14 protein-coding genes are annotated in these 15514 nt (G+C 61.0%); 11 read left to right on the top strand and 3 right to left on the bottom strand.

Annotated features, from left to right (window positions below; all coding sequences use genetic code 11):
* Window positions 1-31: 31 nt before the first annotated feature.
* From AC061P_RS13315 to AC061P_RS13275, 9 genes are all read left to right on the top strand, one after another.
* Window positions 32-316, top strand: a complete 285-nt coding sequence (locus tag AC061P_RS13315; RefSeq protein WP_480391429.1) for a helix-turn-helix domain-containing protein — start codon at window positions 32-34, stop codon at window positions 314-316.
* Window positions 313-1641 (top strand): type II toxin-antitoxin system HipA family toxin, encoded by a 1329-nt coding sequence (locus AC061P_RS13310; protein ID WP_480391428.1) that lies wholly within the window; start codon window positions 313-315, stop codon window positions 1639-1641. Before AC061P_RS13315 ends, AC061P_RS13310 begins: the two co-directional genes overlap by 4 nt.
* A gap of 165 nt (window positions 1642-1806) precedes the next feature.
* The gene (locus AC061P_RS13305) at window positions 1807-2136 is read left to right on the top strand and encodes a PadR family transcriptional regulator (RefSeq protein WP_480391427.1); all 330 of its coding nucleotides are present in this window, start codon (window positions 1807-1809) and stop codon (window positions 2134-2136) included.
* Between the two features lie 143 nt (window positions 2137-2279).
* Window positions 2280-3275, top strand: a complete 996-nt coding sequence (locus tag AC061P_RS13300; protein WP_480391426.1) for a hypothetical protein — start codon at window positions 2280-2282, stop codon at window positions 3273-3275.
* 7 nt (window positions 3276-3282) lie between these two features.
* A complete protein-coding gene (locus AC061P_RS13295) occupies window positions 3283-4095 on the top strand; it encodes a shikimate 5-dehydrogenase (protein ID WP_480391425.1) in 813 nt (270 codons plus the stop codon).
* Between the two features lie 70 nt (window positions 4096-4165).
* The gene (locus AC061P_RS13290) at window positions 4166-4429 is read left to right on the top strand and encodes a ribbon-helix-helix protein, CopG family (protein ID WP_480391424.1); all 264 of its coding nucleotides are present in this window, start codon (window positions 4166-4168) and stop codon (window positions 4427-4429) included.
* A gap of 278 nt (window positions 4430-4707) precedes the next feature.
* Window positions 4708-5676, top strand: coding sequence for an ABC-three component system protein (locus tag AC061P_RS13285; protein ID WP_480391423.1), 969 nt, complete (start codon window positions 4708-4710; stop codon window positions 5674-5676).
* Entirely contained in the window at window positions 5654-5899 is a 246-nt protein-coding gene (locus AC061P_RS13280) for an ABC-three component system middle component 8 (RefSeq protein WP_480391422.1), read from the top strand. The genes AC061P_RS13285 and AC061P_RS13280 overlap by 23 nt, the downstream gene beginning before the upstream one ends.
* Window positions 5896-7695 (top strand): DUF2326 domain-containing protein, encoded by a 1800-nt coding sequence (locus AC061P_RS13275; RefSeq protein WP_480391421.1) that lies wholly within the window; start codon window positions 5896-5898, stop codon window positions 7693-7695. The genes AC061P_RS13280 and AC061P_RS13275 overlap by 4 nt, the downstream gene beginning before the upstream one ends.
* Window positions 7696-7875: 180 nt before the next feature.
* On the opposite strand, the gene AC061P_RS13270 is transcribed toward AC061P_RS13275, so the two are convergent.
* The 3 genes from AC061P_RS13270 to gabT all read right to left on the bottom strand — a co-directional run bounded on the left by AC061P_RS13270 (window position 7876) and on the right by gabT (window position 12240).
* Complete coding sequence (locus AC061P_RS13270; RefSeq protein ID WP_480391420.1) at window positions 7876-9012, bottom strand: class I SAM-dependent methyltransferase; 1137 nt, start codon at window positions 9010-9012, stop codon at window positions 7876-7878.
* Window positions 9013-9278: 266 nt separating this feature from the next.
* The gene (locus tag AC061P_RS13265; RefSeq protein ID WP_480391419.1) at window positions 9279-10745 is read right to left on the bottom strand and encodes an NAD-dependent succinate-semialdehyde dehydrogenase; all 1467 of its coding nucleotides are present in this window, start codon (window positions 10743-10745) and stop codon (window positions 9279-9281) included.
* Between the two features lie 118 nt (window positions 10746-10863).
* Complete coding sequence (gene gabT / locus AC061P_RS13260; protein WP_480391418.1) at window positions 10864-12240, bottom strand: 4-aminobutyrate--2-oxoglutarate transaminase; 1377 nt, start codon at window positions 12238-12240, stop codon at window positions 10864-10866.
* A gap of 160 nt (window positions 12241-12400) precedes the next feature.
* Between gabT and AC061P_RS13255 the strand changes: the two genes are divergently transcribed.
* Window positions 12401-13960: a PucR family transcriptional regulator gene (locus AC061P_RS13255; RefSeq protein ID WP_480391417.1), complete on the top strand. Its 1560-nt coding sequence runs from the start codon at window positions 12401-12403 to the stop codon at window positions 13958-13960.
* A gap of 117 nt (window positions 13961-14077) precedes the next feature.
* Window positions 14078-15442 (top strand): NAD-dependent succinate-semialdehyde dehydrogenase, encoded by a 1365-nt coding sequence (locus AC061P_RS13250; protein ID WP_449647705.1) that lies wholly within the window; start codon window positions 14078-14080, stop codon window positions 15440-15442.
* Window positions 15443-15514 lie beyond the last annotated feature (72 nt).

Raw genomic sequence — 15514 nt, 5'->3', positions numbered from 1 at the left:
GCGATACTCTGATGGCATTAGGGGAGATCTAATGTCGTACAATATCAAGAAACAGCAGGAGACATTCGGCGATTCTGTGCGCGCATGGCGCATGGTGCAGGGGCTCACTGCTCAGCAGGTGTGTGAACGTGCCGACATCTCTCTCGTCACCTTGCGCAAGCTGGAACGCGGCGACGGCTCGGTTCGACTCGCAACAGCGTTCCAGGTTGCTCGCGCTCTCGGCATCCTCGACAGCATTGTTGATGCGGCTGATCCTCTGCGCACTGATCTTGGTCGTGCGCGCGCTGATCTCGTGAATCGAAAGCGCGTGCGATGACTGACGTTGAAGTTCACGTAAACAGGGAGGGCGCGCCAGTTCTGGCCGGCGTTGCGCACTTCACTCGCGAGCGCCAGAACGTCACGACCACGTTCACGTATACAGCGAGCTACCTTGCTGACGGAAAGAATCGGCGGATAGATCCGGGTCTGCCGCTGTTCTCGGGAAACCAATATGTGCCACGGATGCCGGGGGCTTTTGGAGACAGCGCCCCCGACAGGTGGGGGCGAAACCTTCTCACGCGTCGAGAGCGACAGCTGGCTGCGGAAGAGAAGCGGACTGCCCGAACCTTCGACGCGGTCGATTTCCTCTTGGGCGTCAATGACGAGACCCGACAGGGTGCCCTGCAGTTCTCGAAAGGGGGGAGCACCGAGATGTTCTCTCCGCGAGCCGACGTGCCGAAACTTGTCGAGCTTCCGGCGCTGCTGAGGGCAAGCGATAACGTCGCTGCAGATAACGACGGTACCGACGCGTACAAAGTGCTTCTTGCTGCCGGAACCGCGTCGCTTGGTGGCGCGCGCCCGAAAGCGTCAGTGCGGCTCGCCAACGGAGCGCTTGCGATAGCGAAGTTTCCGCACGCCCACGATGAGTGGGATGTGATGGCATGGGAAGCACTTTCGCTCGAACTGGCTGAGCGTGCGGGCATCCCCGTTCCCCACCGTGAGCTTGTGAGGGTCGGCGAGCGGCACGTACTTCTGGTGCAAAGATTCGATCGCGCAGAAACCGGCCGGGTTGGTTACATGAGCGCGATGACGATGATGCAAGTTCAGGATGGCGCGTCAGGGGACTACGTAGAACTGGCCGAGATTCTCGCTGACCACTCGGCCGCGCTCGCCAACGATCGGCAGGATCTGTTTGACCGTGCAGTGCTGAATGTCGCCCTCCACAACACTGATGACCACCTGCGAAACCACGGACTAGTCGATACCGCGGGCGGCTGGAGACTGAGCCCGGTTTTCGACGTCAACCCCAACCCCGCGCTGGGTGAAGTGCGTGCGACGTCGATCGCTGGCGCTACCTCTGCTGCCGACGAGGGCGCGGGTCTCCGAGAGCTCGCCTCAGCCTGCGGTCTTAGTCCTGCTGAGAGTCGAGAGCGCATTGCGCGCGTAGTGACCGCTGCAGAGACGTGGGCTCAGGTCGCTCGGCAGTACGAGATTTCTGATTCGGAGCAGCACACGATGGCCGGTGCGCTCAACGAACGCATCGCGATGCTCCACGAGTTGTCAATGCCGGTTCTGTCGACCGCCCAAGCCGATGCGGGCAGCTCCGCTCGGGGCAAAACCACACGCAAGTCCAACTCCGGGTCGTTTGCGCCGCGGCAATAATGGGTCAATGCCGCCGCAGAGACATTGCTCTGCGAGATCGAACTCGTCGCGCGGCGGGCGTGATCTCCGCCCCGAACGCTGCTGTTTCGCCCCGTAACGACGCGTCGATTCTTGCCCCTCGCACTGGGGCGTGAAACGCTATCTCTATATAGCTAGTTTTGAACCATGCAGCCATTGACTCGGGTTACCCCCGCCACCATCGACGTACTGCAAACGTTCGTCGAATCATCCGACGCTCTCTGGGGGCTGCGAGTAATTAAGGAAAGCGGTCGCCCCGCAGGGAGTGTGTACCCGATCCTTGAGCGGCTGGAATCTCTGGGATGGGTCGCTTCTCGCTGGGAGGAGGATGACTCGCGGTCAGGTCCGCGGCGTCGCTACTACGAGCTCACCGATGGTGGGGCGGTTGCTGCTCGTGCGGCGATTGCAGCATTCGTTGCGGCCCGACGTCCGAAAGCTGCTCCCCGTGTCATTGCCACTTCGGCGGTGACAGCATGAGCGCCTTCTCGACATTAATCGTGCGCGTCGCTGCAGCACTTCTGCCGCCGGAATCGCGCGCTAGGCACCGGGAGCAATGGCTCGCAGATTTGCGGGATGCGCCTGAAGTGGGCATTGGGACAGCGGAAATCGCGGCGGGTTCAATGGCATTCGCCATGGCTCATGGCCGCGCGCTCCCCAATCTAGGCTCGTCGCGCGGGTGGACCGTAACCACCCGAGCAAGGCTTGCAGTCGGGCTTTCCTTGAGCTTCGCCGTGTTGGCGATCAGTCAGGTATCCACTTTCAGCGCAGGTGGACTCACCGGCAACACGGCCTATGACTTCATCACGTTCACCGCGTCGATGCTCCTGCTCGCTTTCGGGATCGTCGCACCGATACTGGCTCTGATCTTGGCCTTCGGTACTGCAGGCATCACACGCCGGATACGTCTTGCCGTGGCTCTTCTCGTCATGGCGAGCACCGCTGCTGTCTTTTCGGGCGCGTACGGCGTGCAATTCTGGTGGATTTCCGTGCCGTGGCCCTTTACGCCGGGAAGCTTGATCTATCCACTGGCGATCGCTCTCGTTGCTGTTGCTTGCAGAGTGGCGTGGCGAGAACTTCGCCCGGCCGAACCGACTCCGTCACGGCGCATGCGACCCGAACTCTTGCTCGCTTCGGTCGCGGGCGGGCTCATCGTCGCGACAGCGGCCATCGTTGGTTTTCTTCACGCGAGTGCGCTCTGGGATGCCCGCACTCCGCTCATGTTTGGGCTCCCCTTTACTGAATCCAATCGAGCATTCTTTGAAGATTGGATGACGCACGAGGTGCAATTCGAAAGTCAGGTGACGACAGTTCTCAGAGTGTGGATCGTCATCGGAGTCGCCGGCGCGGTTGTCGTTGCTTTGTTCGGGCTCGGCCGGTGGGCGACGATCCGTCGGGTATTGGCGCTTTCTTTCGGAGCGCTGAGCCTCGTTCTCCTTTCCTACGGGTCAATTCTTGTTTTTCTGAACCTCGGGTCTTCAGATGTCGCGGTGACCCAGCCTGTTGAATTGCTGACGATCATCGCGCGGTGGACCCTTGTGCTCTTGATTGTGGCCATGGTCGGCGGCGAGCGGGACACCGAGAACGCACGGCGCCAACTGCAATCTGCGCGGCCATAATGGGTCAATGCCGATCCTCAACAAAGATATGACGTTGTGTATCTCGCTCGCCGCACGACCCTCGAACCTCGGCACGCGATTTCACAACTATCTCTACGAAGAGCTCGGCCTAAACTTCATCTACAAGGCGTTCACGACGAGCAACATCGAGGATGCCATCGCGGGAGTCCGCGGCCTGGGCATCCGGGGCTGTTCCGTTTCGATGCCGTTCAAAGAGGCAGTGCTTGAGCTTGTCGATGTTGTCGAGCACTCGGCCGCAGCGATCGAGTCGGTGAACACGATCGTGAACAATGACGGCGTGCTCACGGCATCCAACACCGACTATGAGGCCGTGGCCGACCTGATCGCACGCCACCAACTCGACCCGACGTTGTCGGTGCTGGTTCGCGGATCGGGCGGCATGGCCAAAGCGGTCGTCGCCGCCTTCCACGGTGCCGGCTTTGCTGACGTGACCGTGCTCGCGCGCAACGTCGAGGCGGGCGAAGCGATCGCGACGAAGTATGGCTTCCGCGCTGTGAGCGTCGACCCGCAGCCGGGCCACGCGGTGATCGTCAACATGACCCCACTCGGGATGGCGGGAGACGCCGCCGACGAACTCGCGTTCTCGCCCGGCCACATTCGCGCCGCGCAGACGGTGTTCGATGTGGTGGCGTTCCCGGCCGAGACCCCGCTCATTCGGGCCGCTCGGGATGCCGGAAAGCTCGTCATCACGGGTGCCGAAGTCATCGCACTCCAAGCCGCGGCGCAGTTCGTTCGCTACACCGGCGTCACGCTGACGCCCGAGCAGATCGCGCGCGCTTCGGTGTTCTCGCAGGAGTAGTGACTCGTTCTGAGGTTGAATGCGACGCGCTACCCTCGTCGATGTTCGAATTTCGTATTACATTAAACGTATGAGTGCAGGAGAGTCGGTAGACGGAGTGCCCATCACTGAGGAGCAGATTGCAGCGTGGGCTGCTGAAGCAGAGGCCGGGTATGACGTCGCGAAGTTGAAAGAGCGTGGACGCGGCCGCCCCGGACGAGGTGCCGAGCCTTCGCGGGTCGTCGCATTACGGCTCACGCCAGACGAACTTGCAGCGATCGACGCCCGCGCGGCACGCGAACACAAGACTCGTTCGGAGACTATTCGCGACGCGCTCACTTCGCATATCGCCTGAAAGTTCACGATTGGGCACTCAAAGTCGGATTCTTGCTCCTCGAGGTGGTCGTTCTTGTTTTGGCCAGCGGAAGCGAATTGATCATTCACGAAATGCAGATTCGACCGCAGATGCGGGATCTGCTGCCGTAGAGCATCTCTGGAGAGTAGCTACTCGCACGCCCAAGACGTGGTGGTGAACATGCTGTTGCGTGTGGCCTGAAAAGTGGGTGGGCCGTGTCTGACCGCGCGGGTGCGTCGCGTGGTGGACGGGATTGGCCTTGCGGATACGATGACCACATGGGATACCCGTACGAGGACCTCTCGGAGGCGCAATTTGAAGCGCTAGTCGTGCAGGCCGCGAAGCTCCAGCTCGGCAAGGGGGTTCAGGGGTTTGCCACCGGCGTTGACGGTGGTCGAGATGCGCGATTCGAGGGACTCGCTGATGGCTTTCCCAGCAAATCTCGTTCGTGGGACGGCGTCACCATAATCCAAGCGAAACACACTTTTTCGTATGGCTATTTCAGCGATGCGGAATTTAGCGGGGGCGCTGCGAGCTCAGTCTTGGCTAAAGAGATACCGCGAGCCAAGAAGCTTCGTGATGGCCGAATGCTGGACAATTACCTGCTATTTTCGAATAGGTTTCTGACCGCCAACGCGAACGAAGCCCTGGTGAAGTCGTTCGCGGCCGAGATCGGGCTTCCCACTGAAAACGTCCATTTCTGCGGCATTGAGGCGCTCGACGAAGCCTTCCGATTGGAACCGAGACTCGCGCAACTTGCCGGAGTAGACCCTCTCGATGGGCCTCTTATCGCGTCGAGCCGCGAACTCGCCGAGGTAGTGGAGGCCATTGCTCTCGAGCTTGAAGTCGACCTTGCGACGTCGGATCAATATCCCGTGGCGCGAACTTCGTTGGAGAAGAAAAATGAATTGAACTCGATGACTGGCAAGACTTCAGATCGGCTGATGAAGAATCACGGGCATTTGTTGAAACAGTTTCAGGCATTCTTGGCCGCACCAGGTAACAAGCGAATTCGCGAAATTTATGTGGATTGTGCTGAAGATTTTGATCTGAGGATCATTGCGCACCGGCAAGAGCATCAAACGTTCGACGCAGTGTTCGGTCGCTTAGTGGACGTTCTTGTAAGTAGGGATTCGTTCTTGAGCAGAAATAGGCGACTCACGCGCGCACTTGTCTTCTACATGTACTGGAACTGCGATATCGGCGAGGCGGAAGGTGACACGGATGCTGTTCCCCGGCAAGCATGAGCACCCAGATCAGACTGTGCTGGCACTGGCTGGCACGATGATGACTTACCTTTCTCGGCATAGAGTCGTTACGTACGACGCCCTTTTTGAGCACTGCAAATTGAAGGGTCGCCAGATCGACTATTTGTTTTCTCCGGCTGTGAGCCTTCTCTTCTTGCTCGGACTAGTTGAGTATTTGCCCAAGTCTGACTCGTTTGAGTGGATCAGGAAAGTAGCAGAATGAAGCTTGTGAGGCTCTACTCGAACATGCCGGATTCGTTCGAGGCGATCCTTTTCAACGAGGGCCTCTCGGTAATCCTCGCAGAAGTGAGGCGCCCTGAGAACCGCGGTAAGACGGTACACAATCTCGGCAAAAGCACTGTTGCTCGATTGGTCGACTTCTGTTTACTCAAAGGCCGGCACCCCACTTTCTTTCTCTATAAACATGAAGATCTGTTTGCTGGCTTCACGTTCTTCCTTGAAGTGGAACTCATAGACGGAACCTTCTTGACGATCGCGCGATCGCTCGACTCCCGCAAGCCGGTTTCAATACTCACTTCGAACGCTGACGTTCCGGACGCGGCGTTAATAGAGGAAGATCGCTGGGCTCATTTTGGCCTTGGAATAGCTCCTGCCAAGCGTTTGCTCGATGGTTTGCTTGGATTTTCAGTGATCTCGCCGTATGACTACCGCGACATTATGGGTTACGTTCTGCGCGAGCAGGACGATTATGGCGATGTTTTCCACCTCAAGAAATTCCGGGGAAAGCACCAAGATTGGAAGCCGTTTTTGGCCCAGCTCCTGGGGCTCAATGCGAAACTCACCGTGGAGCTTTACGCAGAAAACGCTCAAGCAGAGAATCTCGATCGCTCGATAGAGATTCTCTGGCGGGAGGGAGGGGCGTTCCGTGATGCGGATGTGGTGAAGATCGAGGGCATCATCGCGATACGACAGCGCGCTCTTGCCGAATTGCAAGAGACGCTCGACACGTTCAATTTTTCGCGAGCAGACGCGGATGCCAATCAAGAATTGGTGGAGCGGGTCGAGGACGAGCTATCAAAGCGAAACGAAGAACTGTATCGACTAACCCAGCTTTTGGTGCGGCTGGATGAGTCTCTCCAAGAAGAGGCGATCCTGTTCAGCCCCGATCAGACTGCTCAACTCTTTCGAGAAGCCGGTGTGGCATTCAACGGCCAGCTGAAGAAGGACTTTGAGCAACTTGTCGGCTTCAATCAGGCGATTTCTGATGAGCGCCGAGAATACCTATTGCGTGATCGCGCTGAGGTTGAAATCCAAGTGGAGAAACTGCGCCCGGAACTCCGAATGTTGCAGGCAGAGAGAGCTCAATTATTCGAGTTTCTTGAGAGCTCAGACACATTGGGTAAGTACAAAGAACTTTCTGAACACGCGATCGTGCTCCGCTCAGATTTATTTTCTTTGGAACGGCAGCGCGACGCTTTGAGCGAGATCGTAGGACTGAAGCAGAGTCAACGCCAGATTCAAGAGCGCAAAAATCATTTGCAGACTGCAATAGAGCTCGATTTGCGCGCGCGAGCGGAAAACCCCTCTGGCAGATATCGAGAGATTCAGAAATATTTTGATGAAATTGTGTACGCCGTGCTTGACGAGCACGCGTTGCTCTCCGTTTCGGTGTCGTCCACTGGGAGCCTAGAGTTTTCAGCGGAGATCGTGGACTCGACGGGAGACGCGACTAGCGCGAGCCGAGGGTTTACATTCAAGAAATTGCTATGTATCGCCTTCGATCTAGCTGTGCTCCGCTCGTATCAAGGGCAGAATTTTCCCAGATTCTCGTTTCACGACGGTGTATTCGAAAGCTTGGAGCCCCGCGCCAAGAGGCGGCTTATTGAAGTTCTTCGGCGTTATGAAACGTTGGGGCTTCAGCCAGTAATTACAACGCTAGACGCAGATCTTCCCGCTGTTATCGGCTCGAGCGAGGATACGATCGCGGCAGGTGAAGTGGTGTTGAGATTGCATGACGATGGTGCCGCAGGCAGGCTTTTCAGGATGCGCTCCTTCTGATCACCGGGAAGAAATTTCCAGACCCGCATGGATCCGGTAAAAGTGACTAAAGGTAGCGAGGCTCGCAACAATGTAGTCAGTCCTCAGCGACTGGGATTTGTAAATCCATGTGTCAACTCAATGCGCTGCTTTCCCCAATTTCGATCTCAGTAGCAAGATAGTAGTGCAGGTGGTGCGCGACTACCCCCGCACCGTCACCGTCACCGTGAACTTGCTGTTGCGTCCGGCCTGGCGGGTGGGGCCGACGGTGCGGTTCAGGTAGTCGCGGTATCCGAGGTGGGTGTTGAAGACGACCCACAGTTCGCCGCCGGGTTTGAGCACGCGGCGGGCGTCAGCCAGCATCCGCAGGGCGACACCGGCATGGACAGTTGCGCCGGTGTGGAAGGGCGGATTGCACACAATCAAATCAGCACTGGCCGTCGGCCGTTCGGCGAGGGCGTCTTCGCGCGCGGCCTCGACGCGGGCGCCGACTCCGTTCGCGTCGGCCGTTTCGCGGGTCGACGCCACAGCGGCGATGGACTGGTCGACGGCAACCACGTGCAGGTCAGGGCGGGCGAGAGCAAGCGAAACGGCGAGCACTCCGGTGCCGCTGCCGAGGTCGACGGCGGTGGCAGCATCCGGTTTCATCTCGGGCAGGAACGTCATGAGAAAGCGGGTGCCGATGTCGAGGGTGGCCCCGGCGAAAGCGCCACCGTGGGCGCTGACCGTGAGCTCGTCGACGGGAAGTTCGGGTTCGCGCAGCACCGATGTCACCGGGTAGCGAGCTTCGGTACCGTCGCGTCGCGGTCCCAACGACGTGAGCGTGCGTGACTTCTGGCGGGCACGACCGGCGTTCACATCATCGAAGGAACGCGCCAGCACCTCGTTCATCGCCAAGGTCATGTGCTTGATGCGGCCGCCCGAAACCACGACCACGTCGGGCGACGCGAAGCGGGCAATAGCCTGAGCCCACTCATCCAACTCGGCCAGGCTGCGCGGCAATTGCATCAGCACCAAGCGGGCGCCCGACAGCAGCTCGGCGCCCAAGGTGTGTGACGTGTAGTGCGGGGCAAGGTCGCCCGCGTTCTCGGCCAGGGCCAACTCCGAAACCAACGAATCCTGAAACACGCGGATGCCGCGGCAGTCGTGCAACGAAACGGCTCCCAGTGTGAGTGCCCCATAGTTGTCACCCATCACGACGAGCTCGCCGGGTTGGATGTCGGCCAACTGCGGAGCGGCCTCATCAAGAATGAGCCGGTCGCTGGCATCCACCGCAAAAAGGTTAGGGGCTTCCACGTCGGGCCAACGTCGCAGAGTGGCGAACAAGTGCTCAGACATGGGGAACTCTTTCGGTGGCGCGGCACCGCAAACAACGTGTGCGGCGGAGCCTCAAGCGTAGCCGAGCGCCTTGTGCCAGCCCGGCTCGCCGAAGTGAGCGACCCCAGTGCACCGCAGGCCGAGCACGTTAACCCAGAAAGCGAGCAGCCCCGGCACTAGGCGGGGCCACTCGCTCACGGGAATCTAGTTGTAGCCGCGCGTGATGTGGGGCTCGTCAACGCACAGAGGACATTCCTCGGGATGCGCCGACGGGATGCAGTTGCACATTAGCTATTGGGAACGAGCGTGTACTTAGTAGAGAGGTATTCGTGGATGCCTTCCGAGCCGCCTTCGCGACCGATGCCGGACTGCTTCACGCCACCGAAGGGTGCTGCCGCGTTGGAGAGCACGCCCACGTTGAGGCCCATCATGCCGGTGTCGAGGGCGTCGATCATCCGGTTTCCGCGCGCAAGGCTTTCGGTGAACACATACGAGACGAGACCATATTCGGTGTCGTTCGCGAGGCGCACGCCTTCGGCTTCGTCGGTGAACTCCACGATCGAGACAACCGGTCCGAAGATTTCTTCGCGCAGGATGTCGCTGTCGGCGGGCACGTGGGAAACGATCGTGGGCTCATAGAAGCTTCCATCGCCTTCGACGCGCTTGCCGCCGGAGACGAGAGTCGCGCCGCGCTTCACGGCATCCTGAACCAACTCGTCGGCCTTGTCCACGGCCTTGTCGTTGATGAGCGGGCCGATGTTGACGCCGTCTTCGGTGCCGCGACCGATCTTCATGTCGGCGACGCGAGCAGCAATCTTCTCGGCGAACTCGGCAGCAACTGAGCTGTGAACGATGAAGCGGTTGGCGGCGGTGCAGGCCTGGCCGATGTTGCGGAACTTAGCCGCGATTGCGCCGTCTACGGCCTTGTCGAGGTCAGCGTCATCGAAGACGACGAACGGGGCGTTGCCGCCGAGTTCCATCGACGTGCGCAGAACGTTTTCTGAGGCCTGCTTGATGAGGGCCTTGCCGACGGGGGTGGAACCGGTGAACGACAGCTTGCGCAGGCGCGAGTCCGCGATGATCGGCTCGGAGACTTCAGAGGAGCTCGAGGTCGTGACGATGTTGAGCACGCCAGCCGGCAGCCCGGCCTCTTCGAACAGCTTCGCCAAGAACAGGGTGCTGAGCGGAGTGAGTGCGGCGGGCTTTACTACAACCGTGCAGCCGGCGGCGAGAGCGGGTGCAATCTTGCGGGTCGCCATCGCGAGCGGAAAGTTCCACGGCGTAATAAGGAAGCACGGGCCAACCGGGCGTTGCGACACGATCATGCGACCGGTGCCCTCGGGGGTGTTGCCGAAACGACCCGAGATGCGCACGGCTTCCTCGCTGAACCAGCGCAAGAACTCGCCGCCGTAGGTCACTTCACCGTTGGCCTCAGCGAGCGGCTTGCCCATCTCGAGCGTCATGAGCAGAGCGATGTCGTCGCGGTGCTCCTGCACGAGATCGAAGGTGCGACGCAGAATCTCGCCACGCTCGCGAGCGGGAGTCGCGGCCCAGGCATCCTGCGCAGCAACGGCCGCGTCGAGCGCCCGCATGCCGTCGTCTGCCGAGGCATCCGAAATGGTGCGGATGACCTTGCCGGTAGCGGGGTCGGTCACGTCGAGAGTTTTGCTGCCCGTTGCGGCAACCCACTCACCGCCGATGAAGAGCTGGTTCGGCACGGCTTCGAGAAGCTGGGTTTCGGTGGAGTTCGTCATTCGGTGTGCACCTTTCGTGGTGGGAAATCTGCGAGTCAGTCAAACAGCGCTAGCTGAACTTCGGCTTGGCGCCGCATGGGCGGGCACTGAGCGCGCGCTCAGTGCCCGCTGCGGTGAATCAGGCGTTGGCGAGAGCGTCGCGAACGACGTCGAGGCCGTCAGTGATGAGCTCGTCAGAGATCGAGAGCGGCGGGAGGAAGCGGATGACGTTGCCATAAGTTCCACAGGTAAGAACGACGACACCGGCAGCGTGCGCTGCAGCCGCAACCTTCGACGTGAGGGCCGCGTCGGGTTCTTTCGTGGTGGGGTCGACGAGTTCCATGGCGATCATGGCGCCACGACCACGAACATCTCCGATGCGGGGGTCGCCGGCGCGGAGCCCGTTGAGGCGGCCGCGGAAGGTGGTTCCGATTTCGCGGGCACGGTCAACGGCGCCCGACTCTTCGAAGGTGCGGATCGTGGCGAGTGCTGCGGCACAGGCGATGGGGTTTCCCCCGTACGTTCCGCCGAGTCCGCCAACGTGAGCGGCATCCATGACATCGGCACGGCCGGTGACAGCCGAAAGCGGGAGGCCGCCCGCGATGCCCTTGGCGGTCACCATGATGTCGGGAACGAGGTTCTCGTGGTTCGAGGCGAACATGTCTCCGGTGCGAGCGAAGCCGGTCTGCACTTCGTCAGCGATGAAGATCACGTTGTTGGTGGTGGCCCACTCGGCGAGTGCCGGGAGGAATCCGGGGGCCGGCTCGATGAAGCCACCCTCGCCCTGGATGGGCTCGATGATGATCGCGGCGAGGTTGCTGGCGCCAACCTGCTTCTCGATCTGCAGGATGGCGCGGGCTGCGGCATCCTCGCCACTGATTCCGCCATCGCGGAAGGGGTACGACATGGGGGCGCGGTAGATCTCCGACGCGAAGGGGCCGAAGCCGCTCTTGTAGGGCATCGACTTGGCGGTGAGGCCCATCGTGAGGTTGGTGCGGCCGTGGTACGCGTGGTCGAAGGCAACAACGGCCTGCTTGCCGGTGAAGTAGCGGGCGATCTTGATCGCGTTCTCGACGGCTTCGGCACCCGAGTTGAAGAGTGCGGTGCGCTTCTCGTGCGTGCCGGGGGTGATCTCGTTGAGCTTCTCGGCAACCTCGATGTAGCTTTCGTAGCCGTTGATCATGAAGCAGGTGTGGGTGAACTGGGCGACCTGCGCGGTCACGGCTTCGACAACGGCGGGTGCCGAGTTGCCGACACCGGTCACGGCGATGCCGGAACCAAAGTCGATGAGGGTGTTGCCGTCAACGTCGCGAACGACGCCGCCGCCCGCTGCTTCGATGAAGACGGGGAGGGTGATTCCGATCGCTGCGGCGACGGCCTGCTTTTTGCGCTCAAGCAGTTCGAGCGAGCGGGGTCCGGGGATCGCGGTGACGAGATCGCGCTTCTGCGGAAGCGAGGGGCCGCCAACCGGGGCCGTGGGAGCGAGGGCCGTGGGGGTGGGAGAAGAAGTAGACATGGCCACCGGTATCCAATCTGTGTAGACGATGTTCGATCGCGCAGGCGAGCTGCGGAGTGCAAACGTTTGGTTCAACCTAGTGCGCGGATGCCCGGCACAACAGGCACAAACTGGCACTCTTTGCAGCCAGAACTGACAGAATGGCAGAAGGAGGATTGCCATGCCCACACCCCTCGCCGACGTGATCGCGACCGAGCGACTTGCGCTGCGCCCACTCACCGCCGCTGACACCTTCGAGCGCACCGTCACGTGGGTGCATAACTCCGACCTCGACGATCCAACTCCCTTCGTCACCGAGGGCCAATTGCTGCTCACGACCGGACGCCAATTCGTCGATAACGCCGCCCCGAATGCCGTGCCCGACTTCGATTCCTACGTCGCCAGGCTCACGGGCGCTGGTGTCGCGGCGATCGGTTTCGGCACCGAAGTGATTACCCACGGAGTGCCAGCCGGCCTCGTCGCCGCGTGCTCTGCCGCCGGGCTCCCGCTCTTCGAAGTGCCGTACCGCATTCCATTCATCGCCATCAGCCGCCTCGTCGCCGACAACGAAGCCGAGCAAGCGCGCGCCGGCTTCGACCGCGCCCTCGCCGCCCAGAACGACATCGCCAGCGCCGCCGTCGGCAAAGGCCGCCTGCCTGCAGCGGCTGCCAGCGCCGCCGAACACCTCGACTGCGGCGTGTGGATCTTCGACGCCGACGGCGAGCTCGTCAGCGACAGTTCCGAACCCCAACGCGGGGCGAAAGCCAGCCGTGCCTCCGCCAGCCGACCAGCGGATGCCGCCCCCGCCATCCGAAGTTCGGTCACGACCCTGCTGGGTCGGGCTCGTCGCGCGCGCGTCGTTGAGCAGTTGCCAGGTGAGCACCGCGTGGTGCAAACGCTTGGCCCGAGCGGACGCTTGTGCGGGGCCATCGCGTGGTCCCGCGACACCGAATTTGGGGCACTCGACAATTCGGTGATGACGGTGTTGGCGGCGCTCGCCGAGGTGTCGCTCGAGCAGACCGAAAATTTGCGGGTGGGGCATCGGGCGATTTTGGAGCAGTTGTTTCAGCTGCTGAAGGATGGGAGGGTCGACAGCGTGCGGCGTGCGGTGCGGGTGGCGGGCATCGACTTGCCGGCTGAACGGTTCGCGGTCGCGGCGCTGGAATTGAGTCAGACCACGGCGAGTATTCGCGACGTGCTTGAGCGTCGGGCCGCGCGCGCCGAGAGCACGTTTTTTGCGGTCGCCGACGGGAGGCACCTGCTCGTACTGATCGATGCGAGCCAGTTGCGGGCCGAGAAACGATTCTTTGTGGCGAACGAACTCACGGTTGGGCTCTCGACGGTGCTCGGTTGGAGTGAACTGACCGTCGCGATCACCCAGGCGGTGCGTTCGCTCGAGGCGGCACCGGCCGGAGCGATTACCGAATTCGACAGCCTCGTCGGCGAGAGTTTTTTCGGCCTGTTGGCCTCCAGCTCGGTGGCCGATATTGCTCACGCCCGCCTCGCCAGCGTCATCGAATCGGCCGACGGGCTCGCGCTGCTGCGGGCCGCGCAAGTGTGGCTTCGGCACAACGGGCAGTGGGATCCCGCGGCACGGGAGTTGGGCATCCACCGGCACGGTCTAAAGTCGCGCATGCAGCGGCTCGCCGACCTCACCAATCTGGGTCTCGACACCTTCCAAGGTCGCGCCGAGTTGTGGGCGATGTTAGCGGCGATTGACCTTGGTGATGCTGGTTCGTAGCGCTGCCGAAAACCGCCGCCCAAAAAATCTCACTTCCAATTTTTAGGTTTTCGCATGTAGCCTACGAACAATTCACGGCGGCGTCGCCGGACTTTTTCGAGCAGCGAGGAACCTCTCATGAAGACTTTTCAAGTGATCAATCCCTACACCGGAGAAGAGGGTGCCGCGCACCCCGCTGCGAGCGACGAGGTCATCGAGCAGATCGTCGCCGCCGCACACTCCGAGTACAACGGCGGAATGAACCGTGATCAGGTAAAAGAGCGCGCAGCAATCGTGACTCGCATCGCCGATTTGTTGGCTGAACGAGCCGACGAATTCGGCGAAATTATCGTTCGCGAAATGGGCAAGCCACTAGCCCAAGCGGTGGGTGAAGTTGAGTTCTCGGCCGACATTTTCCGCTACTTCGCCGACAACGCCGAAACCTTCCTCGCCGATGAGCAAATCCCGGCCGGTTCGGGTACAGCGTGGATTCGCAAGAGCCCGATCGGTCCAGTTTTGGGCATCATGCCGTGGAACTTTCCCATCTACCAGATCGCCCGTTTTGCCGGTCCAAGCATCATTCTCGGCAACCCCGTTTTGGTGAAGCCGGCCCAGCAGTGCCCCGAGTCATCTGCAGCGCTTGAAGCCCTCATTCATGAAGCCGGTTTGCCGGTCGGTGGCTACCAAAATGTGCTCGCCGACAACGACCAAATTTCCGCGATGATCGACGACCCGCGTATCCAGGGCGTCTCACTCACGGGCTCCGAGCGTGCCGGCGCAATCGTCGGTGCCGCAGCCGGAACCAACCTCAAGAAGAGCGTGCTCGAACTGGGCGGCTCCGACCCGTTCATCCTCATGTCGACCGATGACATGGATGCCACGGTTGAGGCTGCAGTAGCGGCCCGCGTCGATAACAACGGCCAGGCCTGCAACGGCGCCAAGCGCTTCGTCATCATCGACTCGCTCTACGAAGAATTCGCCGAGAAGTTCAGTGCCGCGATGGGCGCCATCACGGTCGGTGACCCCATGGAAGAGGGCACCGAGCTTGGCCCGCTGTGCTCGGTAGCCGCAGCGAAGGGCCTCGAGGAGCAGGTTGCTGAAGCGGTCGCCGCTGGTGCGACCCTGCGCGTCGGAACCGGCAAGCGCGACGGCACCAAGTTTGCGCCAGCCGTGCTCGAAAACATCAGCCCTGAGAACCCTGCGTACATCACTGAGTTCTTCGGACCGGTTGCTCAACTGCACCGCGTGGCTAGCGAAGAAGAGGCCATCGTGCTCGCTAACGCGACGCCATTCGGTCTCGGTTCTTACGTCTTCACGACGGATGCCGACCAGGCTGACCGCATCGCTGACGGCATCGATGCTGGCATGGTTTACATCAACGAGGTCGGCGCGGATGCTCCCGAGCTGCCATTTGGTGGAGTCAAGAACTCCGGCACCGGTCGCGAGCTTGGCTCGCACGGCATCGACGAGTTCATGAACCGCAAGCTGGTCAAGCGCCCGTAGCGCCGGACGCTGCACGAGAGAACTACCCTCGCCGGGAATGAGGCGGGGGTAGTTCTCTGTGAGCACACTGCA

It is taken from the genome of Rhodoglobus sp. G.S.4, assembly GCF_056619605.1.
The sequence above is the reverse complement of the archived record's forward strand: the minus strand, read 5'-3'. Positions and strand labels throughout refer to the sequence as shown.

What these genes read in the sequence shown, in the direction of transcription:
- gabT (WP_480391418.1), bottom strand. Translation starts at nt 12,240, where the DNA reads ATGTCTACTTCTTCTCCCACCCCCACGGCCCTCGCTCCCACGGCCCCG.
- AC061P_RS13300 (WP_480391426.1), top strand. Translation starts at nt 2,280, where the DNA reads ATGGCATTCGCCATGGCTCATGGCCGCGCGCTCCCCAATCTAGGCTCG.
- AC061P_RS13305 (WP_480391427.1), top strand. Translation starts at nt 1,807, where the DNA reads ATGCAGCCATTGACTCGGGTTACCCCCGCCACCATCGACGTACTGCAA.
- AC061P_RS13250 (WP_449647705.1), top strand. Translation starts at nt 14,078, where the DNA reads ATGAAGACTTTTCAAGTGATCAATCCCTACACCGGAGAAGAGGGTGCC.
- AC061P_RS13265 (WP_480391419.1), bottom strand. Translation starts at nt 10,745, where the DNA reads ATGACGAACTCCACCGAAACCCAGCTTCTCGAAGCCGTGCCGAACCAG.
- AC061P_RS13290 (WP_480391424.1), top strand. Translation starts at nt 4,166, where the DNA reads ATGAGTGCAGGAGAGTCGGTAGACGGAGTGCCCATCACTGAGGAGCAG.
- AC061P_RS13270 (WP_480391420.1), bottom strand. Translation starts at nt 9,012, where the DNA reads ATGTCTGAGCACTTGTTCGCCACTCTGCGACGTTGGCCCGACGTGGAA.
- AC061P_RS13285 (WP_480391423.1), top strand. Translation starts at nt 4,708, where the DNA reads ATGGGATACCCGTACGAGGACCTCTCGGAGGCGCAATTTGAAGCGCTA.
- AC061P_RS13315 (WP_480391429.1), top strand. Translation starts at nt 32, where the DNA reads ATGTCGTACAATATCAAGAAACAGCAGGAGACATTCGGCGATTCTGTG.
- AC061P_RS13310 (WP_480391428.1), top strand. Translation starts at nt 313, where the DNA reads ATGACTGACGTTGAAGTTCACGTAAACAGGGAGGGCGCGCCAGTTCTG.
- AC061P_RS13255 (WP_480391417.1), top strand. Translation starts at nt 12,401, where the DNA reads ATGCCCACACCCCTCGCCGACGTGATCGCGACCGAGCGACTTGCGCTG.
- AC061P_RS13275 (WP_480391421.1), top strand. Translation starts at nt 5,896, where the DNA reads ATGAAGCTTGTGAGGCTCTACTCGAACATGCCGGATTCGTTCGAGGCG.
- AC061P_RS13280 (WP_480391422.1), top strand. Translation starts at nt 5,654, where the DNA reads ATGCTGTTCCCCGGCAAGCATGAGCACCCAGATCAGACTGTGCTGGCA.
- AC061P_RS13295 (WP_480391425.1), top strand. Translation starts at nt 3,283, where the DNA reads ATGCCGATCCTCAACAAAGATATGACGTTGTGTATCTCGCTCGCCGCA.